This window comes from Aeromonas allosaccharophila (genome assembly GCF_000819685.1).
Taxonomy (GTDB): domain Bacteria; phylum Pseudomonadota; class Gammaproteobacteria; order Enterobacterales; family Aeromonadaceae; genus Aeromonas; species Aeromonas allosaccharophila.
Map to the genome: position 1 here is coordinate 86,239 of NZ_CDBR01000034.1, position 15,642 is coordinate 101,880.

The 15,642-nt window shown below is 60.7% G+C and carries 14 protein-coding genes; 3 read left to right on the forward strand and 11 right to left on the reverse strand.

Annotated elements, in window-relative coordinates:
* Window positions 1-84: 84 nt before the first annotated feature.
* Window positions 85-1,752 (reverse strand): energy-dependent translational throttle protein EttA, encoded by a 1,668-nt coding sequence (ettA, locus tag BN1115_RS07420; protein WP_042059996.1) that lies wholly within the window; start codon window positions 1,750-1,752, stop codon window positions 85-87.
* Between the two features lie 242 nt (window positions 1,753-1,994).
* Between ettA and BN1115_RS07425 the strand changes: the two genes are divergently transcribed.
* Both BN1115_RS07425 and BN1115_RS07430 read left to right on the forward strand, forming a co-directional pair.
* Window positions 1,995-2,570 carry a Crp/Fnr family transcriptional regulator gene (locus BN1115_RS07425; protein WP_042656678.1) on the forward strand — a complete coding sequence of 192 codons (576 nt, stop codon included), beginning with the start codon at window positions 1,995-1,997 and terminating at the stop codon, window positions 2,568-2,570.
* Between the two features lie 57 nt (window positions 2,571-2,627).
* The gene (locus BN1115_RS07430) at window positions 2,628-3,080 is read left to right on the forward strand and encodes a YgjV family protein (protein WP_082034815.1); all 453 of its coding nucleotides are present in this window, start codon (window positions 2,628-2,630) and stop codon (window positions 3,078-3,080) included.
* Window positions 3,081-3,187: 107 nt separating this feature from the next.
* Here the strand turns inward: BN1115_RS07430 and mtnN are convergent, their stop codons facing one another.
* From mtnN to BN1115_RS07455, 5 genes are all read right to left on the reverse strand, one after another.
* Entirely contained in the window at window positions 3,188-4,018 is an 831-nt protein-coding gene (mtnN, locus tag BN1115_RS07435; protein ID WP_042656680.1) for a 5'-methylthioadenosine/S-adenosylhomocysteine nucleosidase, read from the reverse strand.
* Between the two features lie 120 nt (window positions 4,019-4,138).
* Window positions 4,139-4,996 (reverse strand): lytic transglycosylase domain-containing protein, encoded by an 858-nt coding sequence (locus BN1115_RS07440; protein ID WP_042656681.1) that lies wholly within the window; start codon window positions 4,994-4,996, stop codon window positions 4,139-4,141.
* Between the two features lie 155 nt (window positions 4,997-5,151).
* Window positions 5,152-5,340, reverse strand: coding sequence for a hypothetical protein (locus BN1115_RS07445; RefSeq protein WP_042656682.1), 189 nt, complete (start codon window positions 5,338-5,340; stop codon window positions 5,152-5,154).
* Between the two features lie 369 nt (window positions 5,341-5,709).
* Window positions 5,710-6,723: an NAD-dependent epimerase gene (locus tag BN1115_RS07450; RefSeq protein ID WP_042656683.1), complete on the reverse strand. Its 1,014-nt coding sequence runs from the start codon at window positions 6,721-6,723 to the stop codon at window positions 5,710-5,712.
* Window positions 6,720-8,099, reverse strand: a complete 1,380-nt coding sequence (locus BN1115_RS07455; RefSeq protein WP_042656684.1) for a UDP-glucose dehydrogenase family protein — start codon at window positions 8,097-8,099, stop codon at window positions 6,720-6,722. The genes BN1115_RS07450 and BN1115_RS07455 overlap by 4 nt, the downstream gene beginning before the upstream one ends.
* 243 nt (window positions 8,100-8,342) lie before the next feature.
* On the opposite strand from BN1115_RS07455, the gene BN1115_RS07460 reads away from it, so the two are divergent.
* The gene (locus tag BN1115_RS07460; protein WP_005349421.1) at window positions 8,343-8,954 is read left to right on the forward strand and encodes a YitT family protein; all 612 of its coding nucleotides are present in this window, start codon (window positions 8,343-8,345) and stop codon (window positions 8,952-8,954) included.
* A gap of 101 nt (window positions 8,955-9,055) precedes the next feature.
* Here BN1115_RS07460 and BN1115_RS07465 read toward each other — a convergent pair whose 3' ends face one another.
* The 5 genes from BN1115_RS07465 to BN1115_RS07485 all read right to left on the reverse strand — a co-directional run bounded on the left by BN1115_RS07465 (window position 9,056) and on the right by BN1115_RS07485 (window position 15,452).
* Window positions 9,056-10,114: an ABC transporter ATP-binding protein gene (locus BN1115_RS07465; protein ID WP_042656685.1), complete on the reverse strand. Its 1,059-nt coding sequence runs from the start codon at window positions 10,112-10,114 to the stop codon at window positions 9,056-9,058.
* Window positions 10,111-11,169: an ABC transporter ATP-binding protein gene (locus BN1115_RS07470; RefSeq protein WP_042656686.1), complete on the reverse strand. Its 1,059-nt coding sequence runs from the start codon at window positions 11,167-11,169 to the stop codon at window positions 10,111-10,113. The genes BN1115_RS07465 and BN1115_RS07470 overlap by 4 nt, the downstream gene beginning before the upstream one ends.
* 31 nt (window positions 11,170-11,200) lie before the next feature.
* A complete protein-coding gene (locus tag BN1115_RS07475) occupies window positions 11,201-13,018 on the reverse strand; it encodes an extracellular solute-binding protein (protein ID WP_042656687.1) in 1,818 nt (605 codons plus the stop codon).
* A gap of 151 nt (window positions 13,019-13,169) precedes the next feature.
* On the reverse strand, window positions 13,170-14,213 hold the full coding sequence (locus tag BN1115_RS07480; protein WP_042656688.1) for an ABC transporter permease: 1,044 nt from the start codon (window positions 14,211-14,213) through the stop codon (window positions 13,170-13,172).
* 213 nt (window positions 14,214-14,426) lie between these two features.
* Entirely contained in the window at window positions 14,427-15,452 is a 1,026-nt protein-coding gene (locus BN1115_RS07485) for an ABC transporter permease subunit (protein ID WP_005338940.1), read from the reverse strand.
* Window positions 15,453-15,642 lie beyond the last annotated feature (190 nt).

Genomic DNA, 15,642 nt, shown 5'->3' on the forward strand with positions numbered 1-15,642 from the left:
AACACGCAGTCAGCCTTATTTGGTGATGCGCTTGTCGTAATTGGAACGGTGCGGCTGGATTGCCACTCGCGCCGCACAGCCAAGTTACTTGGTGATGCGCTTGTATTTGGCGCGATGGGGCTGGATCGCCTCGGCGCCGTAGGTTTTCTTCTTCCACTCTTCGTATTCGGTAAAGTTACCTTCGAAGAACTCGATCTTGCCCTCGTCCTGATAATCCAGGATGTGGGTGGCGATACGGTCGAGGAACCAGCGGTCGTGGGAGATGACCATGGCACAACCCGGGAACTCCAGCAGGGCGTTCTCGAGGGCGCGCAGGGTTTCGATGTCCAGATCGTTGGTCGGTTCATCCAGCAGCAGCACGTTGCCGCCGGTCTGCAGCAGCTTGGCCAGGTGCAGACGACCGCGTTCACCACCGGAGAGTTCGCCAACCCGCTTCTGCTGGTCGGAACCCTTGAAGTTGAAGCGGCCGATATAGGCGCGGCTCGGGAACTCGTAGTTGCCGATGCGCAGGATATCCTGACCGTCAGCGACCTCTTCGAATACCGTCTTCTTGTCATCCATGCTGTCGCGGAACTGATCGACAGAGGCCAGCACTACTGTGTCACCCAGGGTGATGGCGCCGGAATCCGGCTGCTCCTGACCCGACATCATGCGGAACAGGGTCGACTTACCGGCACCGTTCGGGCCGATGATGCCGACGATGGCCCCCTTCGGAATGGCAAACGACAGATCGTCGATCAGCACCCGATCACCGTAGGATTTGCGCAGGTTGGCCACTTCCACCACCTTGTCGCCGAGGCGCGGTCCGGGCGGAATGAACAGCTCGTTGGTCTCGTTGCGCTTCTGGTAGTCGTTGGTGTTGAGCTCTTCGAAACGAGCCATACGGGCCTTGGACTTGGCCTGACGTCCTTTCGGGTTTTGACGAACCCACTCCAGCTCTTTCTCGATGGACTTGCGACGGGCCGCTTCGGAGCTGGCTTCCTGAGCCAGACGGGCGTCCTTCTGCTCCAGCCAGGAGGAGTAGTTGCCTTCCCACGGGATACCTTCGCCGCGGTCCAGCTCGAGGATCCAGCCCGCCACGTTGTCGAGGAAGTAACGGTCGTGGGTGATCGCCACCACAGTGCCTTCGTAGTCGTGCAGGAAGCGCTCCAGCCAGGCCACGGATTCCGCATCCAGGTGGTTGGTTGGTTCGTCCAGCAGCAGCATGTCCGGCTTTTCCAGCAGCAGACGGCACAGTGCCACACGGCGACGCTCACCACCGGAGAGGTGTTTGATCTGGGCATCCCAGGCTGGCAGGCGCAGGGCATCGGCCGCACGCTCCAGCTGGTTTTCCATGTTGTGGCCACCCTGAGCCTGGATGATGGCTTCCAGCTCGCCCTGTTCGCGGGCCAGCTTGTCAAAGTCGGCATCCGGGTCGGCGTAGGCCGCATAGACCTCGTCGAGACGGGCCATGGCGCGCTTCACCTCGCCAACGGCCTCTTCGACCGCTTCGCGCACGGTCTGCTCCGGATCCAGCTTCGGCTCCTGGGGCAGGTAGCCGATCTTGATGCCGGGTTGCGGGCGGGCTTCCCCTTCAATATCGGTATCGATGCCCGCCATGATGCGCAGCAGGGTGGATTTACCGGCGCCGTTCAGACCCAGCACGCCGATCTTGGCGCCCGGGAAGAAGCTCAAGGAGATGTTCTTGAGGATATGACGCTTGGGCGGCACGACCTTGCCGACCCTGTTCATGGTGTAAATAAATTGAGCCATTGGCTAATTCTCTTCCTTTTCAGCAGGTTAATGTCTTGGCACTAACAGACTGATGTCGTGGTGGGGCCAGGTCGACACAGGTCAACCGGGTTCCAAAAAACCCGTCGATTGTAAACCAATGGGCAAGGGTGGGCAAAGGTGGCGCCCGGTTGACGCCCCCCTTTGCCGATGCGGTCACGTCTTGCTGCATCAGCCGTGTAATTTGGGCATGATGTGGGCTGCCGTTTTGTGCCGGAGCCCTCATGATCTCATCGCCTCAAGTTCCCTCACTGGCCGCCTTTCTGTGCACAATGGGGTTGGATACCGCCTTGAGCGAAGCCCTCTGCCAGCGCTTGCCCCGGCTGACGTTGCGCGCCGGTCAGGCGCTGCTGGCGCAGGGGGCGATGCAGGAGGTCGCCTTCTATATCGAAGCGGGCATCGCCCGTGCCTGCCACTACACCCGGGACGGGCAGGAGCGCTGTAAGGAGTTCTACTTCGAAGGGGAGCTCTGCCTGCTCTATGACAGCTGGCTCACGGGGTCGCCCGCCCGCTACCAGCTGGAGGCGCTGACGGAACTGCAGGTGGTGAGGGTGCCGCTCGCCCTGCTGGATGAGCCCGCCTGGCGGCCGGTCTGCATGGCACTGTTGCGCCAGCAGCTCGGCTACAAGGAGCGCAAGGAGGCGTTTTTGCTGCTGCACTCTCCCGAAGCGCGTTATCGGGAGCTCTGCCATACCTTCCCTCACTGGCCTGCGCGGCTCACTCAGGTGCAGCTTGCCAACTACATCGGTATCAGCCCGGTCACCCTGTCGCGGATCCGCCGCCGCATTAACACAGGTTAATGCCACCTGCTGGTTGCCACTTCATGCTGCGCCATTCAAATGATGGACGAGGGGTGGATGATGTCGCTGTTTCTGTGGTCGCAACTGGTGGTGAGCCTGGCCTGTCTGGCCCTCTCCTGTGCGCTCAATGCCGGTCACTTTGCCCTGCTCGGGCAGTGGTCGGCCGCCAGCCTGTTGCTGCTAGCCAGCGTGCGCTTTCTGGTCAGTATCTGGCTGGTTCACCGCATCTTGATGTGGTTTTTCATGGGGTTGGCCTGTGCGGCGGCGCTGGCGACCTATCAGGGCCTGCTCTCATGGATTGGGCTGCTGGCGAGCCTGTTGCAAACCCGAGCTGCGTTTTGCCCTGACGATCGCCAGCTGCGGCGCTGGATGCTGCTCGGCACCCTCTGCTGGCTGGGCAACAACCTGCTGGTGGGCTCACCGGTGGCGGCGCTGATGGAGGGGCTGTTTCTGGTCAGCAATCTGGTGGGGTATTACCGTCACTACGGGCGCAAGGTGGCGGTCTACTGATGATTGTTGCTGACCGACTTGAGAGGCATATGGAGGATGGCAGTCTGGTTGGGGCTGGAGGGTGACAAGACAGAGAGGCCGCCATTGCGGCGGCCTCTCTGACACTATCAAGCCTTGTTAAAGCTGTTGATCAGGGCTTTGGTGTAGTCGATGACAAATTGCTGGCAGTGGATAGCTGTTTTCGGATCGAACTCCTCACCATGGAGGTCGGTGTTGGAGAGCACCCGGATCCCGACAAAGGGCACCTTGTAGGCTTCGGCCACCAGGGCGGCGGAGGAGGTTTCCATCTCTTCGGCCGCCGTGTTGTAAGTCTGGTGGAGCCAGTTAATGCGGGCGACCTGACGGTTCCACTCGTCGGCAGTGCCTATGATGCCTGCCACCACGCGACCATGCTGATAACGGTCGGCCATGCCAAGGGCGCGACCAACCAGCTCGGGGTCACCGGCAAACGAGGAGTGTTCCACCAGCTTGCCGTTTTCCCGCAGACGCATGGTCACCTCGAAGTTGTGCCATTTGCGCGGATCAATGCCCTGATCTGCCGGAGTAAAGTCACTGCGATAAGCGCCCATGTTGAAGCTCTTGGTGGCGATCACGATATCACCGCGATGAAGCGCCGGATCATGGCCGCCCGAGGTGCCCTGGTTGATGATGAGACGCGGCTTGAAGCGCTCGATGGCCAGGGTGGTGGCGGCTGCTGCATTGGCCAGACCCACCTCGGTACGGGAGATAACCACTGGATAGCCCGCCAGCGTGCCCTGCCAGAATGTCCATGCGCCGATAGTCAGCGCCTGCTTCTCTTGCAGGGCGGCGACCAGGGTATCGACCTCAACGCCCATCGCCCCCTGGATCAGGATGGGAGCGGACGCGGGGTTGGATGCGTGGGTGAAGGGGGCGCAAAACAGTGCGATCAGACACATCAACCGTTTAAAGAAATTCATGTTTTACCTGTCAGGACTGCGGGAAAGCGCCGGATTCTACCTGCGAGCAAACGATTGCGCAATTTATTGATCGTTTTATAAGTAGAGCGGTTTATCTGGAGCCCGCTCTGGTGATAGGGATCAGGGTTGTTTATGTCCTGCGAAGTAGTGCACCCGTTTCACATACTCCTGCGTCTCGTCATAGGGGGGGATCCCGCCATAGCGCTCCACCGCTTTTTCCCCGGCATTGTAGGCTGCCGAGATCAGTACCCAGTCGCCATCGAAGCGGCGATCCAGCCACTTGAGATAGGTGACGCCGCCCTTGATGTTCTGGGCCGGATCGAATGGACGGGTCACCCCGAACCGCAGTTGGGTCTCGGGGATCAACTGCATCAGCCCCTGGGCATTCTTCGGTGAAACGGCGCGGCTGTTGAGATTGGATTCGGCGATGGCAATCGCCAGCACCAGCCGGGCATCCACCTTATGGTGTTTGGCTGCGTGGCGCAGCATGGTGACCAGTTTTTGCTTGGCGGGTGGCTGGCGCGCAACCCAGGAGTCGACATTGAAGGGGGTGGAGGGGAGTTGCGCCAGATAGCCGCCCTGACCACCACGGATCCCGATGCCGCACTGATCACCCATGGGGGCATTGCCGATGCGGGCGTTGTAGTAACGGGCGGCCTGCTGGTTGCCAAGGCGCATCGCCATGGCGAGATAGCTGTTGGCCAGCTTGGCGCTGCGCACCGAGGCGGGACCGGTGGCGAGCAGGCGGCCGATCCGGAAGTATCCTTCGGGGTTGCCGGTGCTGGCCGCGACACAGTAGAGGGCGATGGCCTTGTGCAGATTGCCGTGTTGCTGGGCTGCCTGGCCCTGCTTAATCGCCGTCAGCGCCCTGGGAGCTTGCCTGAAATCCCTGCCCTGTGCCATCGCCCACGGCATTCCTGCCAGTAACAACGACAAAAAAAGCAGCAAAAACAGTCCGTTTTCGCTGATGTTCCTCATGGGTTATCTCCTACTTGAGTACAGAAGATATAGAGGAACATGGCTGCTATCGCCACGAATCCAGTGGATCCTGTTGTTATAGCCGGTTGGTTTCAGAGAGCAAAACGGTATGGAACCAATGGCGATCGAGCCGTTTATCTAGGCTTTTCGGTCGCTTAGAAGTCGTGGTGATACTCCTGCGCATCGGTGTTGGCATCGGGGAGGTCACGGTAGAATTGGCCAATTTCGCTGGCAACCCAGAGTGAAAGCAGGGCCAGCAGGCTGAGCAGGGGAAGCAGAGCGTGGCTCTGTTGCAGAGCATAGGCCGCGATGGCGGCGCCGCTCAAAAGCAGGGTTCGGATCATGGGTGGCTCCTTGTCGTCATGGGGGTGTTGCGTGGCCACGGACAGAGCGCCTGGGGTCGGGAGTTGTTCCCGGGTGGCACAGAGCGCCTGGGGTCGGGAGTTGTTCCCGGGGGGCACAGAGCGCGCTGAGTATATCGCGCTGCGCCGTTGCCAATCCGTGGTGTTATCACACTTTTCATCGTTATCTCCGTCCTCTGGGCAGGCTGTTGCCGCTGGCGATTGAACATCCGGTGCCGTCTTTCGACGCCCCTCACTGCATTCGTTCGCCCCACAAGCCCATGCCGCCAGTGCTTTCAGCCATCCTAAAACCCATGGCAAACCAGTGATACCGGATTAACTCATCAATGACCGAGGGGCTGCCTGGTATCGTCAGGGAGCGGGCCGGTAGTAGTCGAGATACCAGCGGACAAACTCGGTGATCCCCTGCTTGAGGGGCGTGGCGGGCCGCAGGCCGGTGAGGGTGTGCAGCGGCTCGCTGTCGGCCCAGGTGGCGTGCATGTCGCCCGCCTGCATCGGCAGCATCCGCTTGATGGCGGGCTTGTCCAGCGCCTGTTCCAGCTCCTCGATAAAATCGAGCAGTCGTACCGGCTGGCTGTTGCCGATATTGAGGATGCGGTAGGGGGCAGCGCTTTCGGCCGCGCTCTGCTCGCTGGCATGCCAGTCAGGATTGGGTCGGGGCGGCTGATCGGCCACGGCGAGGATCCCCGCGACGATGTCGTCGATAAAGGTGAAGTCGCGGCTGAGATCGCCGTGGTTGTACACATCGATGGGCTCCCCCGCCAGGATGGCGCGGGTGAACTTGATGATGGCCATATCGGGGCGACCCCAGGGGCCGTAGACGGTAAAAAAGCGCAGCCCTGTGGTGGGCAAGCCATAGAGCGCCGAGTAGGCGTGGGCCATCAGCTCGCCGCTCTTCTTGGTGGCGGCGTAGAGGGAGACGGGGTGATCCACCTGCTGCGCGGTGGAGTAGGGCATCTGATCCCCCATGCCATAGACCGAACTGGAGGAGGCGTAGATGAGGTGCTGGATCCCGTGGTGACGGCAGCCTTCCAGCACCGTCAGCATGCCGGTGAGGTTGCTGTCGGCGTAGGCAAACGGGTTCTCCAGCGAGTAGCGTACCCCCGCCTGCGCCCCCAGATGGATCACCCGCTCGAAACGGTGGCTGGCAAACAGGGTCGCCATGGCTTCGCGATCCGCCAGATCCAGCCGCTCGAAGTGAAAACGGGGGAGGGCTTTGAGCCGGGCCAGCCGCGCCTCTTTGAGGCTCACCTCGTAGTAGTCGTTGAGGTTGTCGATCCCCACCACCCGATGACCGGCGGCGCACAGCTGGCTGGCCACATGAAAACCGATAAAACCGGCAACGCCGGTGACCAGATAGATCATGGTTGGGGCTCCGGGTTGCAATCCGCGTTGGCTGGCTGCTTTTTGGCGGGTAGATGTGGCCGCCCGATGGCGTGATAGTCAAAGCCGAGCTCGCTGAGCTGGCGCGGATCATAGAGGTTGCGGCCATCGATGATGACGTGCTGGTTGAGCAGTGCTTTCATCTGCTGGAGATCGGGGGCGCGAAACGCCTGCCACTCGGTGCAGATCAGCAGGGCATCGGCCCCTTCCAGTGCCGTCTCCTGAGTCGGGCAGAGCTGCAGATCCGGCCGCTGGCCGTAGAGCTGGCGGGCACGCTCCATCGCCTTGGGATCAAAGGCCTGTACCCGGCCACCGGCAGCCCAGATGGCGGCCAGCAGCGGGCGGCTCGGCGCATCGCGCATGTCGTCGGTACCGGGTTTGAACGCCAGCCCCCACAAGGCGAAGGTACGGCCGCGCAGATCCGGCCCGAAGCGGGTCAGCAGGGTTTGCGCCATCTTCTGTTGCTGGCGCTGATTGACCTGCTCGACCGCGGCGAGCAGCGGGGTGTCGTAGCCGACGCGGCGGGCGGTGTGCAGCAGGGACTGGATATCCTTGGGGAAGCAGGAGCCGCCATAGCCGCAGCCCGGGTAGAGGAAGTGGTAACCGATGCGGGGATCTGCCCCCATCCCCTGACGCACCGCCTCGATATCGGCCCCCAGCTCTTCGGCGAGCGCTGCCATCTCGTTCATGAAGGAGATGCGGGTAGCCAGCATGGCGTTGGCGGCGTACTTGGTGAGCTCGGCACTGCGCAGATCCATCACTACGATCCGATCGTGGTTGCGGTTGAAGGGGGCGTAGAGGACGCGCAACTGCTCCAGCACCGCCTCGCTGTCACAGCCGATGATGATGCGATCCGGCCGCATGCAGTCGTTGACTGCTGCCCCCTCCTTGAGAAACTCGGGGTTGGCCGCCACGTCGCACTCGAGGGCTACGCCACGCTCAAGTAGCTGCGCCTGAATGTGCTGCCGCACCTGCTGCGCCGTGCCGACCGGCACAGTGCTCTTGGTCACCACCAGCTTGGGGCGGCTCATCAGCCTGCCTATGGTATCGGCCACCGCCAGCACATGTTGCAGATCGGCAGAGCCATCCTCATCTGCGGGTGTGCCTACTGCGATCAGCAGCAGGTCGGCGTGCTCGACTCCGACGGCGGGGTCGGCAGAAAAGTGCAGACGACCACTGGCCAGATGGCTCTCGACCAGCGGGGCCAGCCCCGGCTCGTAGAAGGGGATCAGGCCCTGCCGAAGCGCGGCGATCCGCGCCTCATCCACATCGATGCAGCAGATCTGATGGCCCACCTCGGCCAGAACGGCGGCCTGGACCAGTCCGACATAGCCTGTGCCAAAAATGGTGACCTTCATGAAAAGTGCCTCGTGCTGTGAATGGGGGGATGGCGCGGTTAAACCGCGGCATGCTGCATCTTGGTGCAGCGAGTGTCAATGCCAGATGACAGGCACCAGAATGGGGCGTTCAGCCTGACTGTTGTGATCCTTTTCACAAAAAATAGACTGGACCCCATAACGAAGCCCTGTGGACAGGGCTCGCAGCCCGCCCGCAACGGCAGGCGACAGACACTCTCTCTTTACTTCGCTTGGATACAGGTTATGGACAACACCTCGATTCGCACTGCCCATCCTATTTATGAGGATGTGCTGGCCCTGCTGACGGCGGCCGGCTTTGTTTCCCTCGGCATCTTTCTGTTTCATCAGGTTGGCCTGCTCACTGGCGGCACCGCCGGGCTGGCGCTGCTGCTGCAAAAGGTGACCGGCATCAGCTTCGGCCTGCTGTTTTTCGGCATCAACCTGCCCTTCTATGCGCTGGCATGGCTGCGGATGGGACCACGTTTTACCTTCAACACCTTTGTCTCGGTGGCGGCGGTCTCCTACATGACCGATCACCTCAACGGCGTGCTGCAGATCGGCAAGATAGAGCCGCTCTATGCGGCGCTGATCGGCGGCACCCTGATTGGTATGGGGCTGCTCATCATGTTTCGCCACAAGTCGAGTCTGGGGGGCTTCAACATACTGGCGCTCTTTATTCAGGATCGCTTTGGCATCCGGGCGGGCAAGCTACAGATGGGGCTCGATTGCGCCATTGTCGTCGCCTCGTTTTTCGTGGTGCAGCCCTGGATTCTGGCGCTCTCCATCGTGGCGGCGGTTATCTGTAATCTGGTGTTGACACTTAACCACAAGCCGGGCCGCTACCAGATTGCCTGACGGGCGGCAGCCGTGGCTCGATAAGACAAGAGTGACCCGATAGCACGAGGCGGCCTGATGGCCGCCTCGTCTGTTTCTACCCTGATGCTTGAACGTCGCCCCTAGCTCGCCTGCTCCAGCCTGTTGCCGCCGCTCATGTTGCCACTGATGGAGTTGCCACTGATGGTGCTGCCGCTGATGGCGTGACCACCAACGGAGAGCGGGGTGTGGCAGGCCACCTGATGATGGGCCTCATCACACGCCTCAAGTCTTGGCGCCTTGCTCTTGCACAGCTCGGTCGCATGGGGGCAGCGCTGGTGGAAGTGGCAGCCGCTTGGCGGCGAGATGGGGGAGGGCACATCGCCGATCAGCAGAATGCGCTGGCTGCGCCTGCGCGGATCCGGCACCGGAATGGCGGAGATCAGCGCCTGGGTATAGGGATGACGGGGCGCCAGATAGAGCGACTGGGCATCCGCCAGTTCGACGATCCGTCCCAGATACATCACCGCAATCCGATCCGAGATGTGTTTGACCACCGACAGATCGTGGGCGATGAAGATGATGGAGAGGTTCATCTCCCGCTGCAGGCTGAGCAGCAGGTTGACGATCTGCGACTGCACCGAGACATCGAGGGCCGAGACCGCCTCGTCGCATACCAGCAGCTTGGGTTTGAGGGCGATGGCGCGGGCGATGCCGATCCGCTGGCGCTGACCGCCAGAAAACTCGTGGGGGTAGCGATCCACCGCACTACCCGGCAGGCCCACTTTTGCCAGCAGCTCCTGCACCCAGCCGCGCCGCTGCTCAGTGTTGCCTTTACCGTGGATGATAAAAGGCTCCTCCAGGATCTGGCCCACTGTGTGGCGGCTGTTGAGGGATTCTGCAGGATCCTGAAACACCATCTGCATCTCTTGGCGCAGGGATCGCATCTCCTTCGGGCTGAGGGCGGTGATGTCGCGCCCCTCGAAGGTGATGGTGCCCGCGGTCGGCTCGAACAGCTTGAGCAGGCTGCGTCCGAGGGTGGACTTGCCGCAGCCCGACTCACCCACCAGCCCCAGCGTCTCCCCCTGTTTCAGGTCGAAGCTGATGCCATCCACCGCGTGAACCGTATATTGCTTGCGCAGGAACCCGCCTCCCAGCCGGAAGTGCTGTTTCAGGTCCCTGACCGATAACAGAGTGCTCATACGGTCAACTCCTTCCAGTAGTGACAGGCGACATGGTGGCTCGGATTGAGTTGCTCCACCGCCGGAATAGCGCTGATACAGAGATCGGTCGCGTGGGGGCAGCGGTTGGAGAAGCGACAGCCTGCGGGCATCTCGTGCAGGGCCGGCACCTGTCCCTTGATGGTCTTGAGCAGGCTCTTGGGCTCATCCTCAAGGCGCGGGATCGAGCTCATCAAGCCGTGGGTATAGGGGTGACGGGGGTGGTCAAACAGCTCGAACACGTCGGCCTGCTCTACCGCCCGCCCGGCATACATCACCACCACTTCGTCACACAGCTCCGCCACCACCCCCAGATCGTGGGTAATAAAGATGATGGCCATCCCGGTCTGGGCCTGCAGCTCTTTCATCAGTTCGAGGATCTGGGCTTGAATGGTGACATCCAGCGCCGTGGTCGGTTCGTCACAAATCAGCAGATCTGGCTCGCAGGAGAGGGCCATGGCGATCATCACCCGCTGGCGCATACCGCCGGAGAGGTTGTGGGGATAGACCGCAAAGCGCTGGGCCGGTTCCGGGATCCCCACCTTCTGCAGCATGGCGATGGCCGCGGCTTTGCGCTGGGCCTTGTCATACTCGGGTCGATGGAGGCGAAACACCTCCATCAGCTGCTCCCCCACCGTCTGCACCGGGTTGAGGGCCGTCATCGGCTCCTGAAAGATCATCGAGATGCGGTTGCCGCGCACCTTGTACATCTGATCCGGCGCAAGGGACAGTAGCTCTTCCCCCTGAAAGCGGATGGAACCGGCTACCACCTGACCGTGGGGTTTGGGCAAGAGCCCCATGATGGCGAGTGAAGTGACACTCTTGCCACAGCCGGACTCGCCGACGATCCCCAGCGTCTGACCCGGGGCCACCTTGAAGCTGACCCCGTCGAGCACCTTGATCTTGCCGTCATCGACGGCGAACTCCACCTCGAGATCGCTTACCTCAAGGATGGGGGCCTGGTGCTGGCCGTTATCAGCGGCGAACTCCACCCCGTTATCCGGTACGTCAAGAATGGGGGCCTGGGTGTTGGGCATAACAGCTGCTCCCTTCGCAATGGCCTGAATATCAATGACGTGCATAGGTCTTGTCGAGCAGGTTGATGGGCGCCAGCGCCGCCCCTGCCTCCTTGGCGTTGCGGGTCTCTTCCTTCACCTTGGGATCGAGCCAGAGCAGACCGCCACTGCTGTGAGGATAACCGTCCATTGGCCAGTAGAGCAGATCCGGCGTGTTCTTGGTGGCAGGTACGTCCGGCAGCATCACATAACGCCAGCTGCTGGCCCGCACATAGTTGAGCTGCACGCCGGGCACGAAGATGGCGAGATCATAGATACGCTGCTGGATCTGTTGGGAGATCTTGGCCCGTTTTGTCATGTCGAATTCGACGTTGTAGGCATCGATCAGCGCGTCCAGCTCCTTGTCTGCCACGTTGAACAGGTTGTTGGTCTGCGGCTTGTTGGCGTTGGCGGAGTGGAAAAACTCCCAATATTGCGGATAGAGACCGCCGCCGCCCCAGCCGAGCCAGGCTGCTTCGTGTTTTTTCTCCAGCATTACCTTGAAGCCGGTGGCGCCATCCACCAGATTGAGCTCCAAGTCCAGACCCGCCTTCTTGGCCTCTTCTTTCAGCACGGTCAGTCGCTTGGAGTGCTCCTGACTGGTGTAGGTGAGCGCCAGGGTCAGCCGCTCCCCCTTCTCATTTTGCAGGATGCCGTCCGGCCCAGGCTTGTTGTAGCCGCCCTTGGCAAAGTATTCGCGCGCCTTGCCTATGTCATAGGCCCGCTCCGGCAGCTTGATGTCGGTGAACTCGCCAAAGCCCGAGTCGAAGGTGGTGGCTCTGTCGTAGTCGCCGCGCAGCACGGTCTCGATCATCTTGTCGATATTGAAGGCGTGCTGGATGCCGAGGCGCACGTTCACGTCTGCCAGTTTGGGGTTGGCCACATTGAGGTGAACCCCCTGACCGCCCTGTTTGGTGTCGGTCATGGCCATTACCTTCTGCACGTACCCCTTCTTGTACTCCGGGGTGACCGCTTTTTCATGCCACCAGTTGGGCAGGATCATCTCGAAGGTATCGATCTCCCCCTTCAGGAAGTGGCGGAAGGCGATGTTGTGGTCGCGGATCACCTGCACCTTGATGGTGTCGATGTTGAATCTGTGCTGGTTGTAGCGATCACTCTTTGCCCACCAATCCTTCTGTTTGCTGAAGGTGACCGACTTGCCCTTCTTGACGTCGCTGATCACGTAGGGACCTGTGGTGGGCACCACGGCCCAGTTGTACTGCTTCACCCAGTTGGGGGTCAGCTTGTAGTAGTGCTTGGGCTGGGGCCACAGCTCTGTGGTGTTGAGCAGATCCAGCTTGGCCTTGCGGTTGCCCGCTTTGACCAGAATGGTGTGATCATCGATCTTCTCTACCGCTACCACTTCAGTGGTGTAGTAGTTGTTGAACCAGGGCCCCTTGATGTGTTTGGAGCGCATCATCTCGTAGCCGAAGGTGTAGTCGTCGGCATTGACCGGCTTGCCATCCGACCATTTGGCTCGCGGATCCAGCTTGAAGTAGACGGTCTGGCTGTCTGGCGCGATGGCCCAATGGGTCGCGAGCGACGGAATGGGGTTGCCGGTATTGGGGTGGAAGCTGATGAGCCGCAACTGGTTATCGAGAATAAAGGAACGAAACGAACCGTTGGAGTCAGGCCCCACGGTGCGGAACGTCAGCGGAAAGCTGTCGACAAACATATTGAGGCTGCCACCCGGTAGCGCCTTGGGAGAGGCGAATACCGGATCCGTGTCGTTGGTCTCCCATTTGAGATCCGCGGGCAGGCTGGCCGCCCAGACCCAGGATCCGTTCACCAGCACAAAGAGAGCACCTATCCATTTGATTTTATTTTTCATGTTTGACTTCCAGGTCTGGCCCCTGCACTGGGGGTCTTGATTGATAACGGGATTATCCCTTGCTCCCGGGGCCGCCGATGGCGGCGGCCCGTCCTTCATTTATCACTGTTCGTTACCCGGCGCCTGCCGATGCGCGCTGGTACCGGCTGGCTTATTGGTAACGGGTAAATTTGCGCGGGTCGAACGCCTCGCGGATCGCCTCGCCGATAAAAGAGACCATGATCAGCACCAGACTCACCGCCGCCACCACCGAGCTGACGATCCAGATGGCATCCAGATTGTTGATGCCTTGGGAGAGCAGCTCCCCCCAGCTCGGGGTCGGCGGAGCCAGCCCGAAGCCCAGATAGTCGAGCGCCGTCAGGGTGGAGATATTGCCCACCACGGCGAATGGCGCCAGGGTGACGATCATCATCAGGGTGTTGGGCAGGATGTGGTTGAAGATGATCCGACCGGTGGTGGCTCCTTGCGCCCGCGCCGCCATCACATAGTCACGCGCCCGCTCCTTGTAGGTGAGGGTGCGCATATACCAGGTGATCCCCATCCAGCCGAACAGCACGTTGATGCCGACAAACAGGCCGAAGTTGGGCTTGGCCAGCGACACCAGGATCATGATGACGTAGAGAAACGGCACCTGGGACCAGATCTCGATAAAGCGTTGCAGGATGAGGTCAAAGCGGCCGCCGAGAAAACCCATCAGGCAGCCGATAGTGACCCCGATGGCATAACTGGCCGCCAGTGCGATAAAGGCAAAGCCGATGGCAATGCGAAAGCCGTAGACCAGCCGCGCCAGCACGTCGCGGCCGCTGGTGTCGGTGCCGAGGAAGTGGCGCTCAGCCACGTTGGGGGCGTAAGGCGGGTAGGCATCCTCTTTGAAATCCTGCTCGTAGGGATTCCAGGGGACTGGCGGCAGCAGCACCCAGTCGCCCTGGCCCTCTGCGGCAAACTTGGCCTTGAGCTGGCGGTAGTTGGTTTCGTACTCGTAATCGAGCCCGAACTGCTGACCGGGGATCACATCGCCATAGGTGGGGAAATGCAGCTGGCCCTGATAGCTCACCATCAGCGCCCGGCTGTTGACCAGCAGCTCCGCCAGCAGGGAGAGCAGCACCAGGGTGGTGAAGATGATGAAAGAGTAGTAACCGCGCTTGATCGACTTGAAGCGCTTGAGTTTTTTCAAGGTAACCGGATTGAGCTTCATGGTCAGTCTCCAAACCGCATGCGGGGGTCAACAGGAGGTGCAACGCAGATATCGGAGACGATAGAACGTGATGTCAGCATCGGCATAGCAAGAGGGATCTGGTTCATGGTCACTCTCCAAACCGTACGCGGGGATCAACAAGAGCCACGCAGATATCGGAGACGATAGGACGTGATATCAGCATCGGCATGGCAAGAGAGTTCTGGTTCATGTTCACTCTCCAAACCGTACGCGGGGATCAACAAGGGCCACGCAGATATCGGAGACGATATTGCCGATCAGCATCAGCATGGAGGTGATGGCCAGAATGCCCATGACGGTGGGGTAATCCCGCTCGACGATCGCCTCGTAACCGAGCAGGCCGATACCGTCGATGTTGAAGATGGTCTCGATGAGGAAGGAGCCGCCAAAGAAGACGGTGAGCACAGACCCCAGGTGACTGGCGATGGGGATCAGGCTGTTGCGCATGGCATGGTCGGTGACCGCCTTGCGAAACGGCAACCCCTTGGCCACGGCGGTACGCACATAATCCGCCGACAGATTCTCCATCAGGCTGTTTTTCATGGTCATGGTCAGGATGGCGAAATCCCCGATGGCGTAGGCGATGAGCGGCAGCAGGGCATGGGCAAAGACGGTGCGGATCTGATCCCAGCTGCTCTCCATGTACTCAAAGTCATCCCCCGGAAAACCGCCCATGGGCAGCCACTCCAGATGGAAGGCGAAGACGGTGATGAGGAAGATCCCTACCACGTAGGCGGGCAGGGCATAGGCCATGTAGATAAGCATGGAGCTTAACGAGTCGAAGCGGCTGTTGTGCCTGAGCGCCTTGGCCACCCCGAGCGGGATGGAGACCGCATAGCTCAGCAGAAAGGTCGCCAGTCCGAAAAAGGCGGTGACGGGCAGCCGATCCTTGATGAGGTCCCACACCGGCTCGTAATAGCGGGTCGATTCGCCCAGATCCAGCACCGCCAGCTTCTGCAGCCACTCCCAATAGGCGACCAGCATCGGCTTGTCGAGGCCATAGAAGGCCTTGAGCTCCTCGATCTGTTCATCGGAGAGGGCCTGCGCCCCCTTGCTGCCGCTGGAGCGGCCAGATTCATTCTGGGAAACCTGGGCTTGCAGCAGCATGCGTTCGACCGGACCGCCCGGCACGAAACGGGTGATGGTGAAGACGAGCAGGGTGATACCGAGAAACGTCGGGATGATCAAAAGCATCCGGCGTAGGAAATACGACAGCATGGTGGAACCTCGTCCTTGTTGTTCTTTTTTGCGGCCAGTCAAATCCGGTGACGGGCCTGTCCTTCCTGGCATTACGCGCTGGATTGGTTGCCAAACAGCAGACAATCCGCTTGGCCACTGTAAAAGCTCTGCAACAAAAATCAAGTACAAGGAAATGGAAAACTGGGACAAATGACCCGCTGAGACCAAA

Coding starts and splice junctions, on each gene's coding strand:
- ettA (WP_042059996.1), bottom strand. CDS start 1,752: ATGGCTCAATTTATTTACACCATGAACAGGGTCGGCAAGGTCGTGCCG.
- BN1115_RS07425 (WP_042656678.1), top strand. CDS start 1,995: ATGATCTCATCGCCTCAAGTTCCCTCACTGGCCGCCTTTCTGTGCACA.
- BN1115_RS07430 (WP_082034815.1), top strand. CDS start 2,628: ATGATGTCGCTGTTTCTGTGGTCGCAACTGGTGGTGAGCCTGGCCTGT.
- mtnN (WP_042656680.1), bottom strand. CDS start 4,018: ATGAATTTCTTTAAACGGTTGATGTGTCTGATCGCACTGTTTTGCGCC.
- BN1115_RS07440 (WP_042656681.1), bottom strand. CDS start 4,996: ATGAGGAACATCAGCGAAAACGGACTGTTTTTGCTGCTTTTTTTGTCG.
- BN1115_RS07445 (WP_042656682.1), bottom strand. CDS start 5,340: ATGATCCGAACCCTGCTTTTGAGCGGCGCCGCCATCGCGGCCTATGCT.
- BN1115_RS07450 (WP_042656683.1), bottom strand. CDS start 6,723: ATGATCTATCTGGTCACCGGCGTTGCCGGTTTTATCGGTTTTCATGTG.
- BN1115_RS07455 (WP_042656684.1), bottom strand. CDS start 8,099: ATGAAGGTCACCATTTTTGGCACAGGCTATGTCGGACTGGTCCAGGCC.
- BN1115_RS07460 (WP_005349421.1), top strand. CDS start 8,343: ATGGACAACACCTCGATTCGCACTGCCCATCCTATTTATGAGGATGTG.
- BN1115_RS07465 (WP_042656685.1), bottom strand. CDS start 10,114: ATGAGCACTCTGTTATCGGTCAGGGACCTGAAACAGCACTTCCGGCTG.
- BN1115_RS07470 (WP_042656686.1), bottom strand. CDS start 11,169: ATGCCCAACACCCAGGCCCCCATTCTTGACGTACCGGATAACGGGGTG.
- BN1115_RS07475 (WP_042656687.1), bottom strand. CDS start 13,018: ATGAAAAATAAAATCAAATGGATAGGTGCTCTCTTTGTGCTGGTGAAC.
- BN1115_RS07480 (WP_042656688.1), bottom strand. CDS start 14,213: ATGAAGCTCAATCCGGTTACCTTGAAAAAACTCAAGCGCTTCAAGTCG.
- BN1115_RS07485 (WP_005338940.1), bottom strand. CDS start 15,452: ATGCTGTCGTATTTCCTACGCCGGATGCTTTTGATCATCCCGACGTTT.